General features: G+C 47.4%; 16 protein-coding genes. 11 read left to right on the top strand and 5 right to left on the bottom strand.

Going from position 1 to position 22,391, the window contains the following annotated elements; all coding sequences use genetic code 11:
• Positions 1-49 precede the first annotated feature (49 nt).
• Genes V7S65_RS15660 through V7S65_RS15650 form a run of 3 tightly spaced genes read right to left on the bottom strand, consistent with a single transcriptional unit; the run spans position 50 to position 3,995 of the window.
• Positions 50-1,105 carry a N(4)-(beta-N-acetylglucosaminyl)-L-asparaginase gene (locus tag V7S65_RS15660; protein WP_079469001.1) on the bottom strand — a complete coding sequence of 352 codons (1,056 nt, stop codon included), beginning with the start codon at positions 1,103-1,105 and terminating at the stop codon, positions 50-52.
• 36 nt (positions 1,106-1,141) lie between these two features.
• Entirely contained in the window at positions 1,142-2,107 is a 966-nt protein-coding gene (locus tag V7S65_RS15655) for an ROK family protein (protein ID WP_079469000.1), read from the bottom strand.
• Positions 2,079-3,995, bottom strand: a complete 1,917-nt coding sequence (locus V7S65_RS15650) for an MFS transporter (RefSeq protein WP_336387208.1) — start codon at positions 3,993-3,995, stop codon at positions 2,079-2,081. The genes V7S65_RS15655 and V7S65_RS15650 overlap by 29 nt, the downstream gene beginning before the upstream one ends.
• 197 nt (positions 3,996-4,192) lie before the next feature.
• Here V7S65_RS15650 and V7S65_RS15645 point away from each other — a divergent pair, with 197 nt between their 5' ends.
• Entirely contained in the window at positions 4,193-5,515 is a 1,323-nt protein-coding gene (locus tag V7S65_RS15645; RefSeq protein ID WP_079468999.1) for a sugar MFS transporter, read from the top strand.
• A 109-nt stretch (positions 5,516-5,624) separates the two neighbouring features.
• A complete protein-coding gene (gene galK, locus V7S65_RS15640; protein WP_111579452.1) occupies positions 5,625-6,770 on the top strand; it encodes a galactokinase in 1,146 nt (381 codons plus the stop codon).
• A 71-nt stretch (positions 6,771-6,841) separates the two neighbouring features.
• Here the strand turns inward: galK and V7S65_RS15635 are convergent, their stop codons facing one another.
• Complete coding sequence (locus V7S65_RS15635) at positions 6,842-8,236, bottom strand: Gfo/Idh/MocA family protein (RefSeq protein ID WP_079468997.1); 1,395 nt, start codon at positions 8,234-8,236, stop codon at positions 6,842-6,844.
• Positions 8,237-8,772: 536 nt separating this feature from the next.
• On the opposite strand from V7S65_RS15635, the gene V7S65_RS15630 reads away from it, so the two are divergent.
• The 9 genes from V7S65_RS15630 (at position 8,773) to argH (ending at position 19,864) form a co-directional block, all read left to right on the top strand.
• Positions 8,773-10,833: an alpha-L-fucosidase gene (locus V7S65_RS15630; protein WP_336387206.1), complete on the top strand. Its 2,061-nt coding sequence runs from the start codon at positions 8,773-8,775 to the stop codon at positions 10,831-10,833.
• Between the two features lie 574 nt (positions 10,834-11,407).
• The gene (locus V7S65_RS15625) at positions 11,408-12,187 is read left to right on the top strand and encodes a GNAT family N-acetyltransferase (protein WP_079468995.1); all 780 of its coding nucleotides are present in this window, start codon (positions 11,408-11,410) and stop codon (positions 12,185-12,187) included.
• Positions 12,188-12,237: 50 nt separating this feature from the next.
• On the top strand, positions 12,238-13,428 hold the full coding sequence (gene argG, locus V7S65_RS15620; RefSeq protein WP_227024651.1) for an argininosuccinate synthase: 1,191 nt from the start codon (positions 12,238-12,240) through the stop codon (positions 13,426-13,428).
• Between the two features lie 11 nt (positions 13,429-13,439).
• Entirely contained in the window at positions 13,440-14,423 is a 984-nt protein-coding gene (gene argC / locus V7S65_RS15615; RefSeq protein WP_111579454.1) for an N-acetyl-gamma-glutamyl-phosphate reductase, read from the top strand.
• A 31-nt stretch (positions 14,424-14,454) separates the two neighbouring features.
• Positions 14,455-15,582, top strand: coding sequence for an aspartate aminotransferase family protein (locus V7S65_RS15610; RefSeq protein WP_336387205.1), 1,128 nt, complete (start codon positions 14,455-14,457; stop codon positions 15,580-15,582).
• Positions 15,583-15,654: 72 nt separating this feature from the next.
• Positions 15,655-16,605 carry an N-acetylornithine carbamoyltransferase gene (locus tag V7S65_RS15605; protein ID WP_336387204.1) on the top strand — a complete coding sequence of 317 codons (951 nt, stop codon included), beginning with the start codon at positions 15,655-15,657 and terminating at the stop codon, positions 16,603-16,605.
• Positions 16,606-16,607: 2 nt separating this feature from the next.
• Complete coding sequence (gene argB, locus V7S65_RS15600) at positions 16,608-17,396, top strand: acetylglutamate kinase (protein ID WP_336387203.1); 789 nt, start codon at positions 16,608-16,610, stop codon at positions 17,394-17,396.
• Positions 17,397-17,399: 3 nt separating this feature from the next.
• Positions 17,400-18,464 (top strand): M20 family metallo-hydrolase, encoded by a 1,065-nt coding sequence (locus V7S65_RS15595; RefSeq protein ID WP_336387202.1) that lies wholly within the window; start codon positions 17,400-17,402, stop codon positions 18,462-18,464.
• A gap of 65 nt (positions 18,465-18,529) precedes the next feature.
• The gene (gene argH, locus V7S65_RS15590; RefSeq protein ID WP_079468987.1) at positions 18,530-19,864 is read left to right on the top strand and encodes an argininosuccinate lyase; all 1,335 of its coding nucleotides are present in this window, start codon (positions 18,530-18,532) and stop codon (positions 19,862-19,864) included.
• A gap of 59 nt (positions 19,865-19,923) precedes the next feature.
• Here the strand turns inward: argH and V7S65_RS15585 are convergent, their stop codons facing one another.
• Positions 19,924-22,299 carry a TonB-dependent receptor gene (locus tag V7S65_RS15585; RefSeq protein WP_336387201.1) on the bottom strand — a complete coding sequence of 792 codons (2,376 nt, stop codon included), beginning with the start codon at positions 22,297-22,299 and terminating at the stop codon, positions 19,924-19,926.
• Between the last annotated feature and the right edge of the window lie 92 nt (positions 22,300-22,391).

Here is a 22,391-nt window from a genome sequence, read left to right as displayed (position 1 = left end):
AAATGAGGTATCAGCACAGGGATCAGTGATAACGGCTGATCCCTGCCTGCTAAAAATGATGTTTCCCGTCAATTAAAATATTGCTGGTATCACTGGTGCACACAGCATAGCTAAAACCCTTCTGGAGGCAGTAAGCGCCATGTTCCCCTTTTTTATTGAGGGCCAGGAAACCAACCTGGATTTCTTTTGCTTTGGAAGGACTTCTTTTCACAATACGGTCTACCGCTTCTTTACATGCCTTTTCCGGTGGATAACCCTGACGCATCAGTTCCACCACCAGGTGGCTGCCTACTATTTTGATCACTTCTTCTCCAACACCGGTGCTGGTAGCAGCGCCCACTTCATTGTCTACATATAATCCTGCGCCGATGATGGGAGAATCGCCCAGGCGGCCATGCAGCTTAAAGGCCATGCCACTGGTAGTGCAGGCGCCCGACAGGTTGCCGTCGGCGTCCATTGCTACCATGCCTATTGTATCGTGGTTGTATACATTCCCCGGCAGCATCAGCGGATTAAACGCAGTGGCGCCGTTGGAGGGTGTATACGATTTGTTTTCTATGTTGATGATGGGCTTATATTCTGATGTTTTCAGCCACTCTTTCCATGCTTTTTCTGATTCCGGCGTCAGCAGGTTTTCTTTCTGGAAGCCATTGGCCAGTGCAAACTGCAATGCGCCATCGCCTACCAGCATTACATGCGGCGTTTTTTCCATCACCAGGCGGGCTACTGAAATAGCATGGGTCACGTGTTCCAGCGCACCTACGGAGCCGCAGTTGCCATGTTCATCCATGATGCAGGCGTCGAGTGTAACACGGCCATCACGGTCGGGGTAACCGGAGAAACCAACGGTGTGGTTGTTGGGATCTGCTTCCGGTATCTTTACGCCGGCTTCCACAGCGTCGAGCGCGCGGCCGCCTTTTTTCAGCACCTCCCAGGCAGCAGCATTGGCCGCACGGCCAAAGTCCCAGGTAGATACTACAATCGGCTTTCCTTTTACCGGTCCGCGTTTCCCCTGCGAACGTGCAGGCGTTCCCGTTACTCCATCCAAAGAGAAAACAGCGGCGCTGAGGGCCGCTGTTTTCAGGAATGATCTTCTATTACTCATATAAAGCATTTTATACTTTTCTGCTTCCGCTGAAAGCTAGTCTTTCATTTCCCATGCCAGCGCACTGGCGCCCAGAATAGCTGCATCGCTTTCTTTCAGTTCAGAGAACAGCAATTTAACTTTATTCTGGAAAATAGGAAGCAGGTTCTTCTCCATATGCTCCCGTACCGGTTTCATGATGAGGTCTCCGGCTTTGGTTAAGCCGCCGAACAGCACAATGGCTTCCGGGCTGGAGAACATCACGAAATTGGCGAGGGCTGCACCGAGTATCTTACCGGTGAACTCATATACTTCCATCGCCAGGGGATCGCCCTTCATGGCGGCTTCGTAGATGAGCTTGGAATTGATCTCTTCTTTGGTATGCTCCCGCATTATGCTGTGCGTATCCGGGCGGGTAGCCAGGAATTCTATGGCAGTATTGGTAACGCCGGTGGCAGAAGCATAGGCTTCCAGCGAACCATGCGCTCCGGTACCGGCATGCAGCCTCCCGTCGGGGATCACAATACAGTGACCCAGTTCGCCGGCAAAACCATCATGACCATAAATCAGTTGCCCGTTGGCCACAATGCCGCTTCCCACACCTGTACCCAGGGTGATTACGATAAAGTCTTTCATACCCCTGGCAGCGCCGTAGATCAGCTCACCCAAAGCTGCCGCATTGGCGTCGTTGGTGAGTACGGTTGGTAAACCGAATTTCTGTTCCAGCAAACTGGCCAGTGGCACTACGCCTTTCCAGCGCAGGTTTGGCGCATATTCTATATTACCGGTATAGTAGTTCCCGTTGGGAGCGCCTACACCAATGCCTTTCATGTTTTCAATGCCGCCTGCCTCATTAATGAGGATAGACAGGTGTCCATGTAATTCGTCCAGGAAGCCATTTACATCTTCATGCTGATTGGTCAACATTCGACCATCACCAATAATATTACCCCTGCGATCTACAATACCGAATTTGGTGTTAGTACCCCCGATATCAATGCCCACCGCTAACTGCTGACTCATAATCAATTCCTTGAGATTTTAAAATGGTTTTAACTCTAAATGCGAAGAACGCGAGATAAGCAAAGCACAGCGCCGGAATAACATAAGAGGCGTGGATACCAATGCTTGCAATGTCTGCCAGACCGCCCTGTACAGGAGGAATGAGAGAGCCACCGAGGATCATCATTACCAGGAACGCAGAACCCTGGCCAGTATACTTGCCCAGACCTGCGATTGATAATGCGAAAATGCTTGGCCACATCACAGAGCAGAATAATCCGCCGCTGATAAATGCAAACGTAGCCAGCTGACCGGTGGTAAATAATCCGATCAGAACAGAACCAACACCCAGCAAACCAAAGATGGTAAGGGTTTTGGCAGGTTTGTCCTGGCCGGCAAAGAAGCCAATGATCTGCACCACTATACAGATAGCATATGGATATAAAACACTGATATCATTGCCCTTGATGCTGTTGGCGCCGAGAATAACACCATAAGCTACAAAAGGAACAACTACACAGAGAATATTACGGGTGGTTTTAGATACGTTGAATACGCTGATGGCGCCGGTCCAGCGGCCAATCATCATACTTCCCCAGAACAGGGATACATACGGATCCAGTTCTGATTCAGCCAAACCTTTTACGGTCAGGAAACCAGGATGCTTCAGCAATGCGCCGAGGTTACTGGCAATGGATACTTCCACGCCCACATAAATAAAGATAGCCAGCATACCCAGGATCAGCTGCGGATATTTCATCGCGCCCCAGCCTTCACTGTTGCTGGCAGATGCCATTTTGGTATAAAAGAGGATACCGATAATACCCACAATACCCGCAATGAACATCGGCAACTCAAATTTCAGTATCAGGCCCATGAGGATCAGCACAAACATAAATGTGATAGCCAGTAACGATCTGGTAGCTTTGGGAGAAGATTCAAAACCTTCTGTATCCTGACTTTCCGGCATCTTCACAAAAGCAAAAATAGCAGCAGCAACGAGGAACAGTCCGATGAGAAGGAAATATAAAGTATTGATTTTGCTGATATCCGTACTTACTTCGCCACCTTTAATATTACCAAACAGCAACATGCTCACGATAATAGGTCCGATGGTAGTACCAAAGGAGTTAACACCTCCCGCCAGGTTCAGGCGGTGAGTACCTTTGGCAGGATCTCCCAGTAAAATTGCAAATGGATTGGCAGCGGTTTGCTGCAGTGAAAATCCTAAGGCCACTATAAATAAGGCCATGAGGATAAGGGCAAAATATCCAAACGTAACGGTTTGTTTATAGTCAGTATCCAGTACAGTTACTATTTTTTCCAGGTTAGCTTTCGTAAAGGTGGCAGCATACAGTTTATGCTCCTCATCTTTTGTAAAGCCTCCGGAAACTGCGGAAATTAACTGCGGATTTGTGGTGTACTTTTCAGCGGATTCATTACTGCTGATCAGGAGGGAATAGGTATCCGGATTTTTCTCACGGCGGATCTTCACCTGCCTGTCGGATGTCTGCAACTGCTGCTCTACCTGGAAACCGCTGATGTCAGCAATCGTTTCTTTGATAGGAACAATCTTCTCCTTATTCACACATGGAATCATAATTACCGAGCCAAGCACGGAAATCAGCAACCCGTAAATAATACCCTTCTTGTACCCGATCTTGTTTAGGATGTCCACTTTTCTTGCGGTGGAAGCCAGGTACAGGATCAGCGAACCTATAAAATAGGCACTGTAAAAAGAGAAGTCGATAAGCTGAGACTCCAGCTGGGTGAGGTTAAAGTGAGATTTGCAAAACGGGATAAAGATACTGTTGGATGCAGCCAGAAATCCCCAGAAAAAGAAAACCAGAATAAGCACAAAGAACGAAGGATGGGTGCTTTGTGCGTTTTGTTTTGATTGCTGAATCATAAACGTGTTAAGTTACGGTGAAATTTTGCCGGTTAAATGTATAATTATTTTTTTAAAATTTTTTAAAAAGTCAAAATATTCTTGCAATTTAGTGATTGGGTAAAACGTTTTAGCAAAAATAATTGCGAAATATACAAGAAATATAGGAGAAGTTTAATTATGTTCGTGCTTATCAAAAAAAATAATTCTGACAGCTTATGTCCAACCAAACAGTAACAATGAATGTCCCTCCCAAACAGGCCGGGTATGCGCAATCAATGGCCATTATCGGCATATTGTTTTTCGTATTCGGGTTTGTTACCTGGCTCAATGGAACACTGATCCAGTTTTTCCAGATCGTATGTGAACTGAACGTATCCCAGGCGCTGCTGGTAACTATGGCCTTTTATATGGCCTATTTCTTCCTCTCCATTCCTTCTTCCTTTATCCTGAACAAAACAGGTTTTAAGAACGGGATGGCCTTAGGACTCCTCATCATAGCCATTGGCTCCCTGGTGTTTATACCTGCCGCCAACGCACGCAGCTTCGCTATGTTCCTCACCGGCCTGTTCATCCAGGGCGCCGGATTATCATTGCTGCAAACCGCTTCCAACCCTTACGCCAGTATCATCGGGCCAAAGGAAAGTGCGGCCAAGCGTATCAGTATCCTCGGTATCTGTAATAAAAGTGCAGGCGCCCTGGCCCCGCTGATCCTCAGCTCTATTGTACTGAAAGGAGCCGACAAGCTGGAAAAAGATATTGCTGCTGCGGTAGACGCGGTACAGAAAAATGCTTTACTCGATAGCCTGGCCTCCCGCGTAATCGGCCCCTACGTAGCTATCGCCATCATATTAACTATACTGGCGTTTCTCCTGAAACGTTCTTCTTTACCGGAAATTGATACTAATACGGAAGATGCAGCCACCGCTGCAGCTACCACCGGTAAAACGAGCGTATTCCAGTTCCCTCAGCTGGTATTGGGCGTGCTCTGTATCTTTGTTTATGTAGGCGTGGAAGTAATGGCCGGCGACGTGATCGGTCAGTACGGAAAAGCCCTCGGCATGAGTGTGGACGATACCAAGTACTTCACCACCTTTACCCTGATAGCTATGCTGGCAGGTTATGTAATAGGTATTGCTACCATCCCGAAATACCTCTCCGGTAAAAAAGGATTACAGATCTCCGCTATACTGGGCGTACTGTTTACCGTAGCCGCCTATTTCGCTACCGGCTTCTCCGCGGTAACGTTTATCGCTTTACTCGGACTGGCCAATGCGCTCATGTGGCCCGCCATTTTCCCAATGGCTATCGACGGACTGGGCCGCTTCACCAAAATAGGCTCCGCCTTACTGGTAATGGGTATCGCCGGTGGTGGCGTGATCCCGCAGATCTACAGCGGTATGTTTGATCAGCACAGCATGTTCAGCTTCCTCTACAGCAGCAGCATCGATTTCAGACACGCATTCCTGTACTGCATGGTGCCCTGCTACCTGTACATCCTGTTTTATGCCCTGGTAGGCGATAAAGTAGGCAAGAATTAACTACTCCTGATATTTTTTGAAAGGTTGTTCTGATTTTCAGAACAACCTTTTTTTATTCTCAATCATTTTTATATTTTTAGGTGTAAATTTTACGTTTAATAATCTTTTAATGATACAAGAAACCAGGGAGCAGTTTATCCACTTATTTGAAAAAGAGCCACTGATGGTCGTTTCCCCCGGACGCATCAACCTGATCGGTGAACATACAGATTATAATGATGGTTTTGTTTTACCCGCAGCTATCGATAAGAAAATTGTATACGCCATCGCGCTCAACAATACACAGCAATGTAATGTACATGCCGTTTTTACTAATGAAACGGTGTCGTTCAGCCTGGAAGAGGTAAAACCAACTCCCGGATGGATCAACTATCTCATGGGAGTAGTGTATCAACTGCAGGAACGCGGGCTGCCTGTACAGGGCTTCGACTGTGTACTGGCCGGCGATATCCCCGTAGGCGCAGGTATGTCTTCTTCCGCCGCTGTAGAAGGAGGTCTTGTTGCCGCACTGGATCATATCTTCGCATACGGACTGGATCGCATGCAAATGGCCCTCATCGGTCAGAAAGCAGAACATACCTTTCCGGGGGTAAAATGCGGCATCATGGACCAGTTTGCAAACCTGCATGGTAAAAAAGACCAGGTAATGCGCCTCGACTGCCGCAGCCTGGAATTTGAATATTTCCCTTTCAACTTCCCCGATTACAAAATAGTACTGTGTAATTCTATGGTTCATCACTCCCTCGCTTCTTCTGAATACAATGTACGCAGGCAGCAGTGCGAGGAAGGTGTTAAGGCCATCCAGGCAAATCACCCCGCCGTGAAATCCCTGCGGGATGCAGATATGAACATGCTCAACGAAGTTCGCGCACAGCTTTCTTCCAAAGTATACGACCGCTGTAATTACGTAATCGCTGAAATACAACGGGTACAGGATGCTACCGCACTGCTGAAAAAAGGCGACCTGCAACAGTTCGGTGAACTGATGTATGCCACCCACGAAGGACTGAGCAAACTCTATGAAGTAAGCTGCCCGGAACTGGACTTCCTCGTATCACTGGCCAGAGAGAGAAAAGAAGTAGCCGGCGCCCGCGTAATGGGCGGAGGTTTTGGCGGTTGTACCATCAACCTCGTAAAAGCGGATAAAGTAGAGGAATATGTATCCTTCATTAAATCCCGCTACCTGGATCAATATGGTAAGGAACCGGAAGTATATGTAACCATTATTGAAGAAGGGGTTTCCATTATCGACTGATAAATAAACGACATAAAGAAAAGGCAGCGGAATTTTCCGCTGCCTTTTTTATTAGCTGACAATGATAATTATTAGTACTGATCGTCCAGTGCAAAGATTGGCTTTCTGTTCATCCAGCGGCCACGGGTGAAGTCCGGAATGAACTGCACGCTGCCGCTTTCTGCTACGGATTGCTCACTCAGCGGAGTGATAGCGTACCAGGTAGCCATGTCGTAAACATCCAGCGGATAGGGCGCACCACGTTTGATACACTCGAGGAAAGAGTTGAGTACAAACCAGTCCATACCGCCATGACCCGCACCTGCAGCATCGTTGGCATACTTTTTCCACAATGGGTGGTCGTATTTGCCAAAGTAGCTGTTGGGATCTTTAAAGTCGCCGGTCTTTTCCCATTCGTCGTGTTTACTTTTCTTTTCTACGTAAATAGATTCCTGGTCATCCATCCACAAACCATTGGTACCCTGAACACGGAAGTTCAGTGAGTAAGGCCGCGGAGAGTTGGTATCGTGCGACAGCATGATCGTTTCACCATTGTTGGTTTTGATCAGGGTAGACACGATATCGCCCAGTTTGAATTCTACTTTCGCATTTGGATGGTTTTCACCGCCGTTATCCACAATGTATTTATGTAAACCACGGGATTTGGTAGCCACGGATGTCAGCGACAACAAGCGGTTACCACGGTTAATATTGATGTAGTTGTTGACCGGACCCAGGCCGTGCGAAGGATACAGATCACCGTTGCGGTATACAGAGTGGGCAGTTCTCCACTTGGCTTCAGACAGTGCTTTTTCTCCGAACTCCACACCACCGCCATAATACTGCTTGCCGTTATTAAACTTAACGCCACGCAGATCGTGCTGGTAACCACCCTGCAGGTGGATCAGCTCACCAAATAAACCCTGGCGTACCATGTTCAGTACGGCCATCACATCCCTGCGGTAACATACGTTTTCCATACCAAATACAGGGATACCGGTTTCTTCACTGGTATTTACCAGTTCCCAGCATTCCTGGATATCTGATGCGCCACAAACTTCCACCGCCGGTGTTTTACCTGCTTTCATACAGGCTACCGCCATGATAGAATGCCATTCCCACGGAGTGGCAATGATCACCGCATCAATGTCGTCACGTTTCAGCATGTTGCGGAAATCTTCCGGACCGTTCGTGTATTCAGCTACTTTTCTTTTGCCGCCGTATACCTTTTCGATCATGGCCCGTACCTTTGGGAGGGTGTAAGTGGTATCAGGATCCGCGAAAGCAACAACTTCTGCGTCTTCACGATGGAGACAGAAATTCAGGTGACCGAGTCCGCGGGCGCCAACACCTATCAGACCGATTCTAACTTTTGGTTTCTTTTCGTTGGCAAATAATTTGGCAGAAGAGCCGAGCATAGAAAGTCCTACGCCAGCTGCTACCGTGTTTTTCAGAAAACTTCTGCGATGCAGTGGATTTTTATTCATTGTTCAAAGTTTATCAGCGTATACATTATACGTCTTAGGAGGGACTAAATTTATAAAAATTGATTTATCTAAACCAACCCACCATAGAATAATCTTACATTTTTGTGATAAACGGCGGGTTATCACCACTTATCCTGCCCTCTACAGATGAGGAAAAGCGTATCAAGTCCACCTCAAAGGCATGTCAAAAGCATATCAAGGGGTGGGTTTTTGCAGGCGCCATTTAGGGATAACCCGTAGATAAGCCGTATATGAGCCGTATATAAGCCGTAGATAACCCGTACCTATAGAGATACGGGTTATCTATGAATCATCACCGTCTTTTTTATAGATAGGGTATAATTATACCTGGGCAGATCCCAGGATAGTTTATTGTTCAGGGCTTTTCTTATGATGGTATTTCCCTACGGTTAACTAAACCTTCGGGGCCGGTTTAAGCTAAAATTGAATTAATAATAGGGAATTTGAGATTGAAGGGTTCTGATTATCTGCTATATCTTCGCTCACATCGTAATCCGTAACTTTTATTTCAGGCAATGAAGAAAAACACGTTACTCCTCGCGGGGCTGCTCGGCTTCAATATGGCAATGGCCCAGGAGATCAAACCTTACGGCGCCCTGCCTTCCAAAGCGCAGGTATCCTGGAATGACATGGAATATTACATGTTCATTCATTTTGGACCCAACACCTTCACCAACAAAGAATGGGGCCATGGCGATGAAGATCCGAAAGTATTCAATCCTACCCATCTGGATGCCCGTCAGTGGGCGCGTACCGCCAAAGCGGCCGGTATGAAAGGAATTGTGATCACCGCCAAACACCATGATGGCTTCTGCCTCTGGCCCAGCAAATACAGTACCCATACTGTGCGTGAAAGCGCCTGGAAAGATGGTAAAGGCGATGTGCTGGCCGAACTGTCGGCCGCCTGTAAGGAGTACGGTCTGAAGTTTGGCGTGTACCTCTCTCCGTGGGACCGCAACCATCCTGAATACGGGAAGCCTGGTTATAACCAGGTGTTTGCCAATACGCTTAATGAAGTGCTTTCCAGCTACGGTCCTGTATTTGAACAGTGGTTCGATGGCGCCAATGGCGGTAATATCAAGCAGCCGTACGACTGGAACCTGTTCCACAGCGTAGTCTATAAAAATCAGCCCAATGCCGTGATCTTTAGTGATGTGGGACCGGGCTGCCGCTGGGTGGGTAATGAGAACGGTATTGCCGGCACTACCAACTGGAGCACACTGAATGTAAAAGGCTTTGCACCGGGTGCAAATGGTCCGGCTACCAGGTCACTCAATGAAGGTAATGAGGATGGCGAACAATGGATCCCCGCAGAATGCGACGTATCTATCCGGCCAGGATGGTTTTACAGCCCCGAAACAAACGATAAGGTAAAATCTGTGTTCTCGCTGCTCGATATCTATTACGGCTCCGTGGGCCGCAACGGTAACCTGATCCTCAATGTGCCGGTAGACCGGGATGGTCTTATCCATCCGAACGACTCTACCCGCCTGATGGAGCTGCGCCGTGTGCTGGATGCGTCTTTCAAAAACAACCTGGCAAAACGTGCCGTAGTAACTGCCACCAACACCCGCAGCAACAATAAAGCTGTAAAGGTGTCTAACCTGAATGATGGCACCAACGCCACTTACTGGGCCACCACTGACGATGCTACCACTACTACCATCACGCTTACCTATAAGCAGCCGGTTACCTTTAACAGGCTGGTGCTGCAGGAATACATTGCGCTGGGTCAGCGCGTGAAAGCCTTCAACGTAGAAGTGCTGGAACAGGGCGCCTGGAAGCAGATTGCCAGCGAAACCACCATTGGTCACAAGCGTATTTTGCGTTTGAAGGATTACACCACCACACAGGTGCGTATCAATATCCTGGATGCAAAGGCGGCGCCGGTGATCAGTGAAGTGCAGCTGTATAAAGCGCCGGGGTTACTTACTTTGCCGCAGATTGGCCGTACTGCCGACGGGAAAGTATGGATCCACAGCGAATCCGGCGATCCTGATATTCACTACACCCTGGATGGCAGCGAACCTACCGTGAAGTCGCCGAAGTATATATCTGCAGAAACTACTGTTATCAACCTGCCCCGGGGCGGCGTGGTACGCGCCAAAGCGTTCCTGGATAACGGCAAAACTGCCAGCGAAACAGTTACCACCACCTTTGATATCGCTGCTGCCAAATGGAAAGTAATTTCCCCGGAGGCTGCGGCCAAAGACAATGACCCTGCTAAAGCCATAGATGGCAGCAATGCTACTGTTTATGTGGCAGGCAATAAAGGATATCCGCATGAGTTGCAGGTGGATCTGGGCGAAACCCTTTCCCTGAAAGGATTTACGTACACTCCTCCGGTTGGCGAAGGCATCATTTACGGCTATGAGTTTTACACCAGCACTGACGGTAAAAACTGGGGCAGCCCGGTAGCCAGCGGTCAGTTTGCCAATATCAAAAACAACCCGGTGCAGCAAACGGTGGCTTTCAAAAAGACCAGCGCCCGCTACATCCGCTTTGTGGCTACTTCGCCGGCAGATGAAAAGCAGCCGCAGGCGGCCATTGCCGAGTTAGGCGTGATTACCCGCTGAGAGCGGATGTTGCCTTTCCTGGGATTCGGCTGATTATACTGATTACTTTGATTTTACTTTTTGGATTTTAAATGATTTGGGGAGATAGAAATGGATGTTCCATTTTTATCTCCCCAATTTTCTTTAAAATCAACATAATTGGCTAATTATCAGCATAAAAATCACAATATATAATTAACCAAATCAGCTCAATCAGTGTAATCCCGGGAAAGACAACATCCGCGTTTGTTAAAATTCTTCTCAACTCAAAAAAAATTCGACTATTTAAAAGGATATTGTTATAACTTTGCCGATAATCTAAACTAAAGACAATATTTATAACAATTTAACGCTGAACTGAAGTTGGAAAAAACCGCAACTCATACCAACATTTCTGCATATCATCCCGCTTTAACCGAGGGGGTATATTCTGTTGGGTTCAATGTCTTTAGATTTCTTTCCCGACGACCTAGAATTTGATAGCGCTTGTCTGAATATGGCCGCTATCGCACCGTGATTCCCCAATCCTCCGGTGAACCTTTCCAGCAATGGAATTTCAAGTTAGTTTATTGATTCACGATTTCAATTTAAAAAGTTGGAAAATCAACATATCATCGTTAGGGTAGCCACTCCTGACGATATTCACTATTCAAATACCATCACAGACGAGATGGAATCATCTGCAAAAGCAAGAGGAACCGGCATTGCGAAGCGTTCCCCTGACTATGTAGAGCTGAAAATGAACGAAGGCAAGGCGGTAATTGCTGTTACCGATAAGGGCGAATGGGTAGGCTTCTGCTATATTGAAGCCTGGGGTCATGAGAAATTTGTGGCGAATTCGGGTCTGATCGTTAATCCCGCCTTCAGAGGCCACGGTGTGGCTAAATCGATCAAAAAGAGAATATTCGAACTGTCGAGAGAGAAATACCCGGATGCCAAGATCTTTGGTTTAACCACCGGCCTCGCAGTAATGAAAATCAACTCAGAACTCGGATACGAGCCGGTAACCTATTCTGAACTCACCGATGATGAAGAGTTCTGGAAAGGCTGCAGAAGCTGCGTGAACTTCGATATCCTCACTGCTAAAGAAAGGAAGAACTGCCTGTGCACGGCCATGCTGTACAACCCGCTGGAAAAACTGAAGGAAGCAGAAGAAAAAGCAATGGCCGACAAAGCGCCGGTTCCTGAGCCACAACCGCAGCCACAATTATCTGTGAGTGCCAGCGGTCACATGCACCACGCCAGACGCCGCCGCAGATTTAAAGGAAACATAAAGCTCTACGAGCGATGGTTACGTTTTAAAAGATTTGTTTTGCTGAAAAGCAAAAAAGAAGGTGGCGCCACCGGATCTAAAAAGAAATTTTTCCTGTTCTGACTACAGGATCATCAATATTGTTATCTGGATTTATAAAAAAAGATGTCATAATGAAAAAAGTAGTACTGGGATTTAGCGGAGGACTTGATACTTCCTATTGCGTTAAATATCTGACCGAAGAAAAAGGATATGAAGTGCATTCAGTGATTGTAAACACTGGCGGTTTTTCTGAAGAAGAACTGCAGGAAATAGAAAAGCGCGCTTACAGCCTGGGCGTTAAAAGTCATAAAACTGTTAATGCAATACGTTCTTATTATGATGGTGTGATCAAATACCTCATCTTCGGTAATGTACTGAAAAATAATACCTACCCGCTGAGCGTAAGTGCAGAGCGCATGAGCCAGGCACTGGCCATCGCGGAATATGTGAAGGAAGTAGGAGCCGACGCAGTAGCGCACGGCAGCACCGGCGCCGGTAACGACCAGGTGCGTTTTGATATGGTGTTCCATATCATGATCCCCGGCGTGGAAATCATTACCCCGATCCGTGATCTGAAACTGAGCCGCGAAGAAGAGATCTCCTACCTCAGATCCAAAGGAGTAGAAGTGAACTTTGAAAAAGCCATGTACTCTATCAACAAAGGTATGTGGGGAACTTCTGTTGGCGGAAAAGAAACACTCACCTCCAATGGTATGCTGCCTGAAGCGGCATGGCCTACCCAGCTCACAAAGCAGGGAGAAGAGCAGGTGAAATTAACTTTTGAAAAAGGTGAGCTTACTGGTGTGAACGACAAAACTTTTGGTCATCCATCTGAAGCTATTCAATATTTACAAACCATCGCCGGTCCTTTTGCCATTGGCCGCGATATCCACGTAGGCGATACCATCATCGGTATCAAAGGACGTGTAGGATTTGAAGCCGCTGCGCCGATGGTGATCATCAAAGCGCACCACGCACTGGAAAAACATGTGTTAACAAAATGGCAGCTGAGCTGGAAAGATCAACTGGCCCAGTTTTATGGTAACTACATGCACGAAGGCCAGATCATGGACCCGGTTATGCGCGACATCGAAGCCTTCCTGCAAAACACCCAGGAAAATGTTTCCGGCGAAGTATTTGTTACCCTCATGCCTTACCGTTTCCAGGTTACCGGTATCAACTCTCCTTACGACCTGATGAGCAGCAAGTTTGGTAAATACGGTGAAATGAACACCGGCTGGAGCGGAGATGACGTAAGAGGATTCAGCAAAATTTTTGGTAACCAGACAATGATCTGGCACCAGGTTAAAAATTCTATCTAAATCAGCAGGCAATGGCAAATGATAAAAAGATAAGAGCAGGAATTGTAGGCGGGGCAGGTTATACAGGCGGTGAAATGATCCGGCTTTTACTGAATCACCCGGATGTTACTATTTCGTTTGTACATAGCCGTAGTAATGCTGGCAATCCTTTGTATGCAGTACACGCAGATCTGTTAGGAGAAACAGAACAACTGTTCACCGGCGATCTGAGCAACGATATTGATGTGATGTTTCTTTGCCTGGGCCACGGCGAATCTAAAAAGTTCCTCGAAGCAAATGAGGTGGCTGCCCATGTAAAAGTGATTGACCTGAGCCAGGATTTTCGTTTAGGCGAAACCGTAAAGGACCGCGCTTTTGTATACGGTTTACCGGAAATGCAACGCGACCTGATAAAAACTGCGCAGAACATTGCCAATCCCGGCTGCTTTGCTACCGGTATCCAGCTGGGCCTGTTACCACTGGCAAAGGCGGGGCTGCTCACGGAAGTACATACCACCGGTATCACCGGTTCCACCGGGGCGGGACAAAGCTTACAGGCTACCTCGCACTTTACCTGGAGGGCCAATAATATTTCCACCTATAAAGTGCTGAATCATCAGCACCTGAAAGAAATACGACGAAGCCTGCAGCTGTTGCAGCCAGGCTTCAATGGTGAGGTGAATTTTGTTCCCGTACGCGGCGATTACCCAAGAGGAATCTGGGTAACCTCGTACCTGCAAACCGACTTATCGCTGGAAGAGGCTGTGAAGCTGTATAAAGACTTCTACGCCGGTCATCCGTTTACACATGTAAGCGATAAACAGATCGATCTGAAGCAGGTAGTGAACACCAACAAGTGTTTGATTCAACTGGAAAAAACCGGTAACAAACTGGTGATCCATTCCATTGAAGACAACCTGCTGAAAGGCGCTTCCGGTCAGGCAGTGCAAAACATGAACCTGATGTGCGGACTGGATGAAACGGCAGGACTGAAACTGAAGTCCATCGTGTTCTAAGTGTTTTTATCATTTTCAATTTATTGCCAACATGAAACTGTTCGACGTATATCCCGTTAACGATATCATTATAGAAAAAGCCCAGGACTCCCACGTTTGGGATAACAAGGGCACACAATACCTGGACCTGTATGGCGGGCATGCAGTGATCTCTATTGGTCACACGCATCCACATTATGTAAAGCGCCTTACAGACCAGTTGCATAAAGTAGGCTTTTATTCCAATTCTGTAAAGATGCCTTTACAGGAAGAGCTGGCGGCCTTGCTGGGCAAGGTTTCCGGTAAGGAAGACTATCAGCTGTTCCTGTGCAACTCCGGTGCGGAAGCCAATGAAAATGCACTGAAGCTGGCCTCTTTTTACAACGGTAAAAAGAAAGTCATTGCCTTTAAGAAAGCATTTCACGGCAGAACCTCCCTGGCAGTAGCGGCTACCGACAATCCGAAAATTGTAGCGCCGGTAAATGAAACAGATAACGTGGTATTTTTACCCTGGGAAGATGAAGCCGCACTGGAACAGGCTTTTCAGCAGTATGAAGTATCCTCTGTGATCATTGAAGGTATCCAGGGGGTAGGTGGTATCAACGTAGCCAGCGAATCTTTCCTGCGGAAGATCAGGAGCCTGTGTGATGCGCACAACGCCGTGTTCATTGCAGACTCCGTACAGTGTGGATATGGCCGCAGCGGTAAATTCTACTCGCACGATTTTGCGGGTGTAAACGCGGATATCTACAGCATGGCGAAAGGAATGGGAAATGGTTTCCCGATCGGCGCCATCATCATTGCACCAAAATTCCATGCGGTGTATGGTATGCTGGGCACTACCTTTGGTGGTAATCACCTGGCCTGCGCAGCAGCCCTGGCAGTACTGGAAACCATACAGGCGGAAAAACTGATGGACAACGCAGCTACGGTAGGTAACTATCTCATGGAACAGCTGCGCACATTTGATAAGGTGAAAGAAGTAAGAGGCCGTGGTTTGATGATCGGTATAGATCTCCCGGAAGAATTATCACACGTGAGAAAAGAACTGCTGCATACCCATAAGATCTTCACCGGTGAAGCAAAACCAAACGTGATCCGTTTGCTTCCTTCCCTGGCGCTTACACAGGCCCACGCAGATCAGTTCCTGGAAGCATTCGGAAAAGCATTAAATAAATAAGTAAACAACCATGTACGGCAGGCAGTGTGCCTTTAACATCTTTCCACTGCCTGTTTAAAGCCTATAAGCGAAATGAAACAATTTATTTCTACAGCAGATGTTCCCAGTGTCCCGCGGTTAGTGGACATTGCGCTGAACTACAAGAAAGATCCTTTCAGGGATAAGGAATTAGGTAAGAACAAAACAGTGGGAATGATATTCCTGAATCCCAGTTTGCGAACACGTTTAAGTACACAGATCGCTGCAAAGAACCTGGGTATGGAAGCGATCGTGTTTAACATCGATAAAGAAGGATGGGCGCTGGAAATGAATGATGGCGTGGTGATGAATGGCAACACCACCGAACACGTGAAAGAAGCGGCGGCAGTAATGGGGCAGTACTTCGATATACTGGCCATCCGTACTTTTCCGGGATTGAAAAATAAAGAAGAAGATTATACAGAGAAATATATTAACCAGTTCATTAAGTATGCCGGTGTACCGGTAGTAAGCCTCGAAAGCGCTACCCTGCACCCTTTACAGAGTTTAACAGACGTAATTACCATCAAGGAAAACTGGCAGCAAGCCCGTAAACCTAAAGTGGTAATGACCTGGGCGCCTCACGTAAAAGCGCTGCCACAGGCTGTTCCCAACTCCTTTGCACAATGGATGAACGCATGGGGCGAAGCAGATTTTGTGATCACCCATCCGGAAGGCTACGAACTGGACGAGAAATTTTCCGGTAATGCACAAATTGAATACGATCAGGATAAAGCCTTGCAGGACGCGGATTTTGTATATGTGAAAAACTGGTCTTCTTACAAAGACTATGGCAAAATTACCTGTACAGATCCTTCCTGGATGTTTACCAACGAAAAACTCAAACTCACCAATGCTGCCAAAGTAATGCACTGCCTGCCCGTAAGAAGGAATGTAGTGATTGCAGATGAAGTACTGGACGGTCCGCAATCCATCGTTATCCGGGAAGCCGGTAACCGGGTATGGGCAGCCCAGGCAGTGTTGAGTGAAATACTGAAAGGATAATTATGATCGACTTATTTATTATCAAAGTAGGCGGAAACGTAATCGATAACCCGGCATTGCTGCAAACCTTCCTGGAAAAGTTTGCAGCAATTCCCGGTAAAAAGATCCTGATACACGGCGGCGGCAAAATTGCTACCCGTATCGGTGATAAGCTGGGTATTGAATCGAAATACGTAGACGGCAGACGGATCACCGATGCAGACACTATAGATGTGGTAACAATGGTATACGGTGGTTTGGTAAACAAACAGCTGGTAGCCAAACTGCAGGCCAATGGCTGTAATGCCATCGGTTTAACCGGTGCCGACGCCAACATCATTCCTGCGGTAAAAAGACCGGTAAAGGAAATCGACTATGGTTTTGTAGGAGATATACGTACGGAGATCCTGCATACAGGTCCGCTGAAAGCATTGCTGGATACCGGTATTACGCCGGTGTTTGCCCCGCTTACGCATGATGGTAATGGCCAGATCCTGAATACCAATGCAGATACCATTGCCTCTTCGCTGGCTATTGCGTTATCGCAACATTACAGTGTACGGCTGATTTACTGCTTTGAAAAGAAAGGGGTGTTGCGTGATCCTGCAGATGATGAATCCGTTATTAATCTCATCAACAAAGAAATTTACCAGCAACTGCTGGAAGAAAAAATACTGACAGACGGGATATTGCCTAAACTGCAAAATGCTTTCGGGGCAATTGACAATGGTGTAAAAGAAGTGCTGATAGGGCATGCAGACGATGTTCTGAGCAATACAACCCCGAAAGTGGCAGGCACTCTAATATGCTAACCTATGTGGAACGAAAAACTATATGATGTGGCGGTGGCCCTGCTCAAACAGATGATCGCCACCCCTTCATTAAGCCGCGAAGAAGACGGCGCCGCGCAACTGATCAGTGAGTTCCTGACGGCAATGGATATTCCGCATGAGCGGCATCTCAATAATATCTGGGCCCTCAATAAACATTACGATCCCTCCAAACGTAATATACTCCTGAACTCCCATCATGATACCGTAAAACCCAATCCACAATATACCCGCGATCCTTTTAGTCCGGATGTGGAAGACGGAAAGCTCTACGGGCTCGGTAGCAATGATGCCGGCGGTTGCCTGGTTAGCCTGATTGCGACGTTCCTGCATTTTTATCATCGCAGTGACCTGAGCTACAATATCATCCTCACAGCCACCGCAGAAGAGGAGATCAGTGGCGCCAACGGGATAGAAAGTATCCTGCCGAAACTGCCCGCTATTGAGTTTGCTATTGTGGGAGAACCCACTTTAACACAACTGGCCATCGCCGAAAAAGGACTGATGGTACTGGATTGCACCAGCTACGGCAAGGCAGGGCACGCCGCCAGGGAAGAAGGAGAAAATGCGTTGTATAAAGCATTGCCCGATTTGAACTGGTTCAAAGATTTCCGTTTCCCGAAAGTATCGGAAACACTGGGCCCCGTGAAGATGAGCGTCACCGTGATCAATACCTCCAATAAAGCGCATAACGTAGTACCGGCCGACTGCACCTTTGTAGTGGATGTACGGGCTACCGATCAATATACACTGGAAGAACTGCTGGAAATGATCCGGGCCAATGTATCCTGCGAAGTAAAGCCACGGTCCATGAGAATGCGGCCTTCCTTTATTCCAATGGAACATCCGTTTGTACAGGCAGGCATAAGTGTGGGTAAAACCTGCTACGGATCGCCTACCACGTCCGACCAGGCGCTGATTCCGGCTACCTCTGTGAAAATGGGTCCCGGCGATTCTGCCCGCTCACATACCGCAGATGAATATATTCACCTGCACGAAATCAAAGATGGTATCCAGAGCTATATCCAGTTACTGGAAATGATCCAGTAGTGTATCTTTGGTAAATATGATTTTTAATTTCACGCTTTAACACCGCGTGGAAAAACTATAGTATTATGAAATTGTGGCAAAAAGATAAAGCCTCCTTAGCAGCGGTGGAAACATTCACCGTAGGAAAAGACCGTGAAATGGACGCCTTCCTGGCGCCGTTTGATGTGCTGGGTTCTATGGCACATATCACCATGCTGCAAAGTATAGGATTGCTGGAAGCAGAAGAACTCACGATATTAAAACAGGAACTCAAAAACATCTACCAGGAAATTCAATCCGGTGATTTTAAACTGGAAGAAGGAGTGGAAGATATCCACTCGCAGGTAGAACTGTTGCTGACCCGCCGTTTGGGCGAAGTAGGCAAGAAGATCCATAGCGGCCGTTCCCGCAACGACCAGGTTTTGGTAGATCTGAAGCTGTTCCTGCGTCATGAACTGCAAACCATGACCGAGGAAGTGCTTGCGTTGTTCCACCTGTTACAGCAAAAAAGTGAAGCATACAAAGCGCACCTGATACCGGGTTACACCCACCTGCAAATTGCCATGCCTTCTTCCTTCGGATTATGGTTTGGCGCCTACGCCGAAAGCCTGGTAGACGACCTCACCATGTTACAGGGCGCTTATAAAGTAGTGAACAAAAACCCGCTCGGCTCCGCAGCCGGTTACGGATCTTCGTTCCCCCTTGACCGTGAGCTTACCACCGCTTTGCTGGGTTTTGATGCGCTCAACTACAACGTAGTGTACGCACAGATGGGACGCGGTAAAACGGAAAAAATAGTAGCTTTTGCACTGGCCGGCATCGCAGCTACCATTGCTAAAATGGCAATGGATGCATGTTTGTTCATGAACCAGAACTTTGGCTTTATCAGCTTCCCGGATGAACTCACCACCGGCTCCAGCATCATGCCGCATAAAAAGAACCCGGATGTATGGGAACTGATCCGCTCTCATGGCAACAAACTCCAGGCATTACCCAATGAAATTGCCATGATGACCACCAACCTGCCTTCCGGCTACCACCGCGATTTGCAGCTGCTGAAAGAAAATTTATTCCCTGCTTTCCAAACGCTGAAAGACTGTATCCGCATGAGCCGCCTGATGCTGGAAAATGTACGCATAAAGGAAAACATTCTGGATGATGATAAGTACCAATACCTGTTCAGTGTGGAAGTGGTAAACAACCTGGTGTTACAGGGTACGCCGTTCCGTGAAGCCTATAAGAAAGTAGGCATGGACATTGAAAACGGTACCTTCTCTCCTGATAAAGCCGTGAAGCATACCCATGCAGGCAGCATCGGCAATTTAGGAACGCAACAGATTGCTGCGCAAATGGATGCGGTGATAAAAGGTTTCCCTTTTGAATCGGTAGATAAAGCGATAGAGAAATTACTAAATAGTTGATAAGATACAGGCATAAAAAAAGCGAGGTGATTACCTCGCTTTTTTTATGCCTGTATCTTTTAGAATCCTATAGTAACCCCGGCAAAGAAATTAATCCCTGCCATCGGGTAATAATAATTGTCGTACACCACGCGGTTGCTGGCCTGATCGTAGCTGCTGTAGGTACTTCCGTTGGGTTCATATTTCACGTTGAAAATATTGTTCAGCATGAATTGCAGTCCTAGTTCACGGAATAACGGTTGCGGCACTACGTAGTTGATACGCAGGTTGTTTACAAAGTAAGCATCCAGGCTGCCCGCTACATTAGAGGTGTTATCCATATACTGACGGCTTACATATTTACCCAATACATCGATGTTCAGGTCCTTCACCGGTTTCACGGTTAACGTTAACCCACCTACGAAAGAAGGAGAAAACGAGATATCTGTTTTGTTGAACACCTGTGTATGCGGCGTATAGCCGGCATCGTAAGTAATGGCATGATAGTCCAGTACTTTGTTCTGGCTCAAAGCTGCATTGGCGGCTACGCTCACGAGGCTGCCCAGTTTTACATTTCCATTTACTTCAATACCCATGCGGTAGCTTTTGGGAATGTTGGTGCGGATGTATGCGCCAACATCGTTGAGCATACCGGTTTGCACCAGCTGGTTTTTATAGTTCATGTAATAAACGTTCGCCTGGATAGCAGCGATGTTGTTGTTCCATGAATAGCCGGCTTCCACATCGCGGAGCACTTCCGGTTTGGGTGTTGCTGCGCCGAAGTTGTTTTCAAAATCAACACGGTTAGGCTCTTTGTGCGCAATGGCTACCGAAGCGAATACACGGTTGGTAGGGTTAATGTTGTACGAGATACCTGCCTTCGGATTAAAGAAGTTATAATTCACGTGTGCCATGTATGCAGGGGCGGCTTCAAAGCCATCCATGTTGTACATGATGTTGCGGTACTGCATATCTGCAAAAATGCTCAGTGCAGATGTGAGTTTATATTCTCCTTTCCAGTAAACATTGAAATCGTTTTTGGCAGCGGGATACCTATAATATTCATGATCTTTATCGATGCCTGTTTGCGCCCAGATGATTTTGCCATAATGATCGCCGGTGTAGCGGTTCCAGCCGCCGCCCAGGCTCCAGTTGAATTTGTTGCCGGTGCGGTTTACGGAAAATACGGAACCATAGAAGTAATTATCCAGCCACAGCTGCCGGACAAGGTCGGTGGTATCCACCTGTTTACCGTTGATCACTGGTCCTGTCAATCCGTATTCCGAGAAGGCCTGCTGCGCTTTATATTGTTCGTAGTAGCCGCGTCCGCGGGTGAGATGGAAGGCTACGTTAAAGTTGAGATGTGAATTTACTTCCTGGTTCAGGAATAGCTGGTAATGATCCTGTTGATAGTTATCCGTTTCATTATCGTAGGGAGTGCCTGGTTTATCGGTACCGGCAGAATTGTAGGTGCGGTCTGTTTCCAGGAGTGCCTGTGGTACGCCATTCCATGCCTGGTATGTTTTTTCTTTTCCGGAGAAGACATTGAGCCTGATGGCTGTTTTGGCAGAAACATAGGCGGCGGAAGTATAGAAAGAGCGCAGATCGGAAGTGGCGCGGTCGATATACCCGTCTGATGATATTTTGGAGAGGCGGGCATCAATGGTGAAGTGATCGTTGATGAGGCCGGAACCTGCTTTCACCGTATGTTTCCAGCTATTGAAAGAACCGTAGCTGTTGCTGATTTCGCCGTATGCTTTTTCATTGAATTCGTTGGTGCTGAGGTTCAGCGTGGCGCCAAAAGCGGCGGCGCCGTTGGTAGAGGTACCTACGCCGCGTTGCAGCTGAACGCTGCTAACGGACGATGCAAAGTCGGGCATGTTTACAAAAAACGTTCCCTGCGATTCTGCATCGTTTACCGGGATACCATTTACCGTAACGTTGATACGGGTGATATCGGACCCGCGTACACGCATGCCGGTGTAGCCGATACCGGTACCCGCGTCAGAGTTGGTTACCACGCCGGGCTGCTGATCCAGCAGTATGGGCAGATCCTGACCGAGGTTTTGTTTTTTAATATCCGCCGCTGTTAAAGTGGTGTTTACGAAAGGCGAATTTTTACCGGCGCGTAAGCTGCTGATCTCCACCGGCTTTACAAACAGTGCGGTTGTTTCCAGTGCAATGTCCGTCAGTTGCGTGGTATTATTCGCCGTGATGGTAGTAGTAAATGTTTTGAAGCCGATGTAGCTGGCGGTTAAGGGATAGTTTCCTTTTTTAGGAAGATGAATACTGTAGTGGCCTCTGCTGTCGGTAACAGCGCCGGTTTGGTTGACGGAGATGGTAACACCCTCCAGTGGCTGGCCGCTGGCTTTACTGGTAACGGTACCGGTAACCAGGGATTGTGCATGTAAAGCGCCTGCTATAGATAGCAGCACTAATAACATTAGCTGTTTCATTTTAAGTATGTCTGTTTTCTGTTAGTTCATTCCTAACCAGCATTACCTGGTCCAGGTTCATTGGGTGTGATCTCAGCCTGAAAGTAAGGCAC

The organism is Chitinophaga sp. CCNWYY40, from assembly GCF_037483205.1.
Lineage (GTDB): Bacteria > Bacteroidota > Bacteroidia > Chitinophagales > Chitinophagaceae > Chitinophaga > Chitinophaga ginsengisegetis.
The sequence above is the reverse complement of the archived record's forward strand: the minus strand, read 5'-3'. Positions and strand labels throughout refer to the sequence as shown.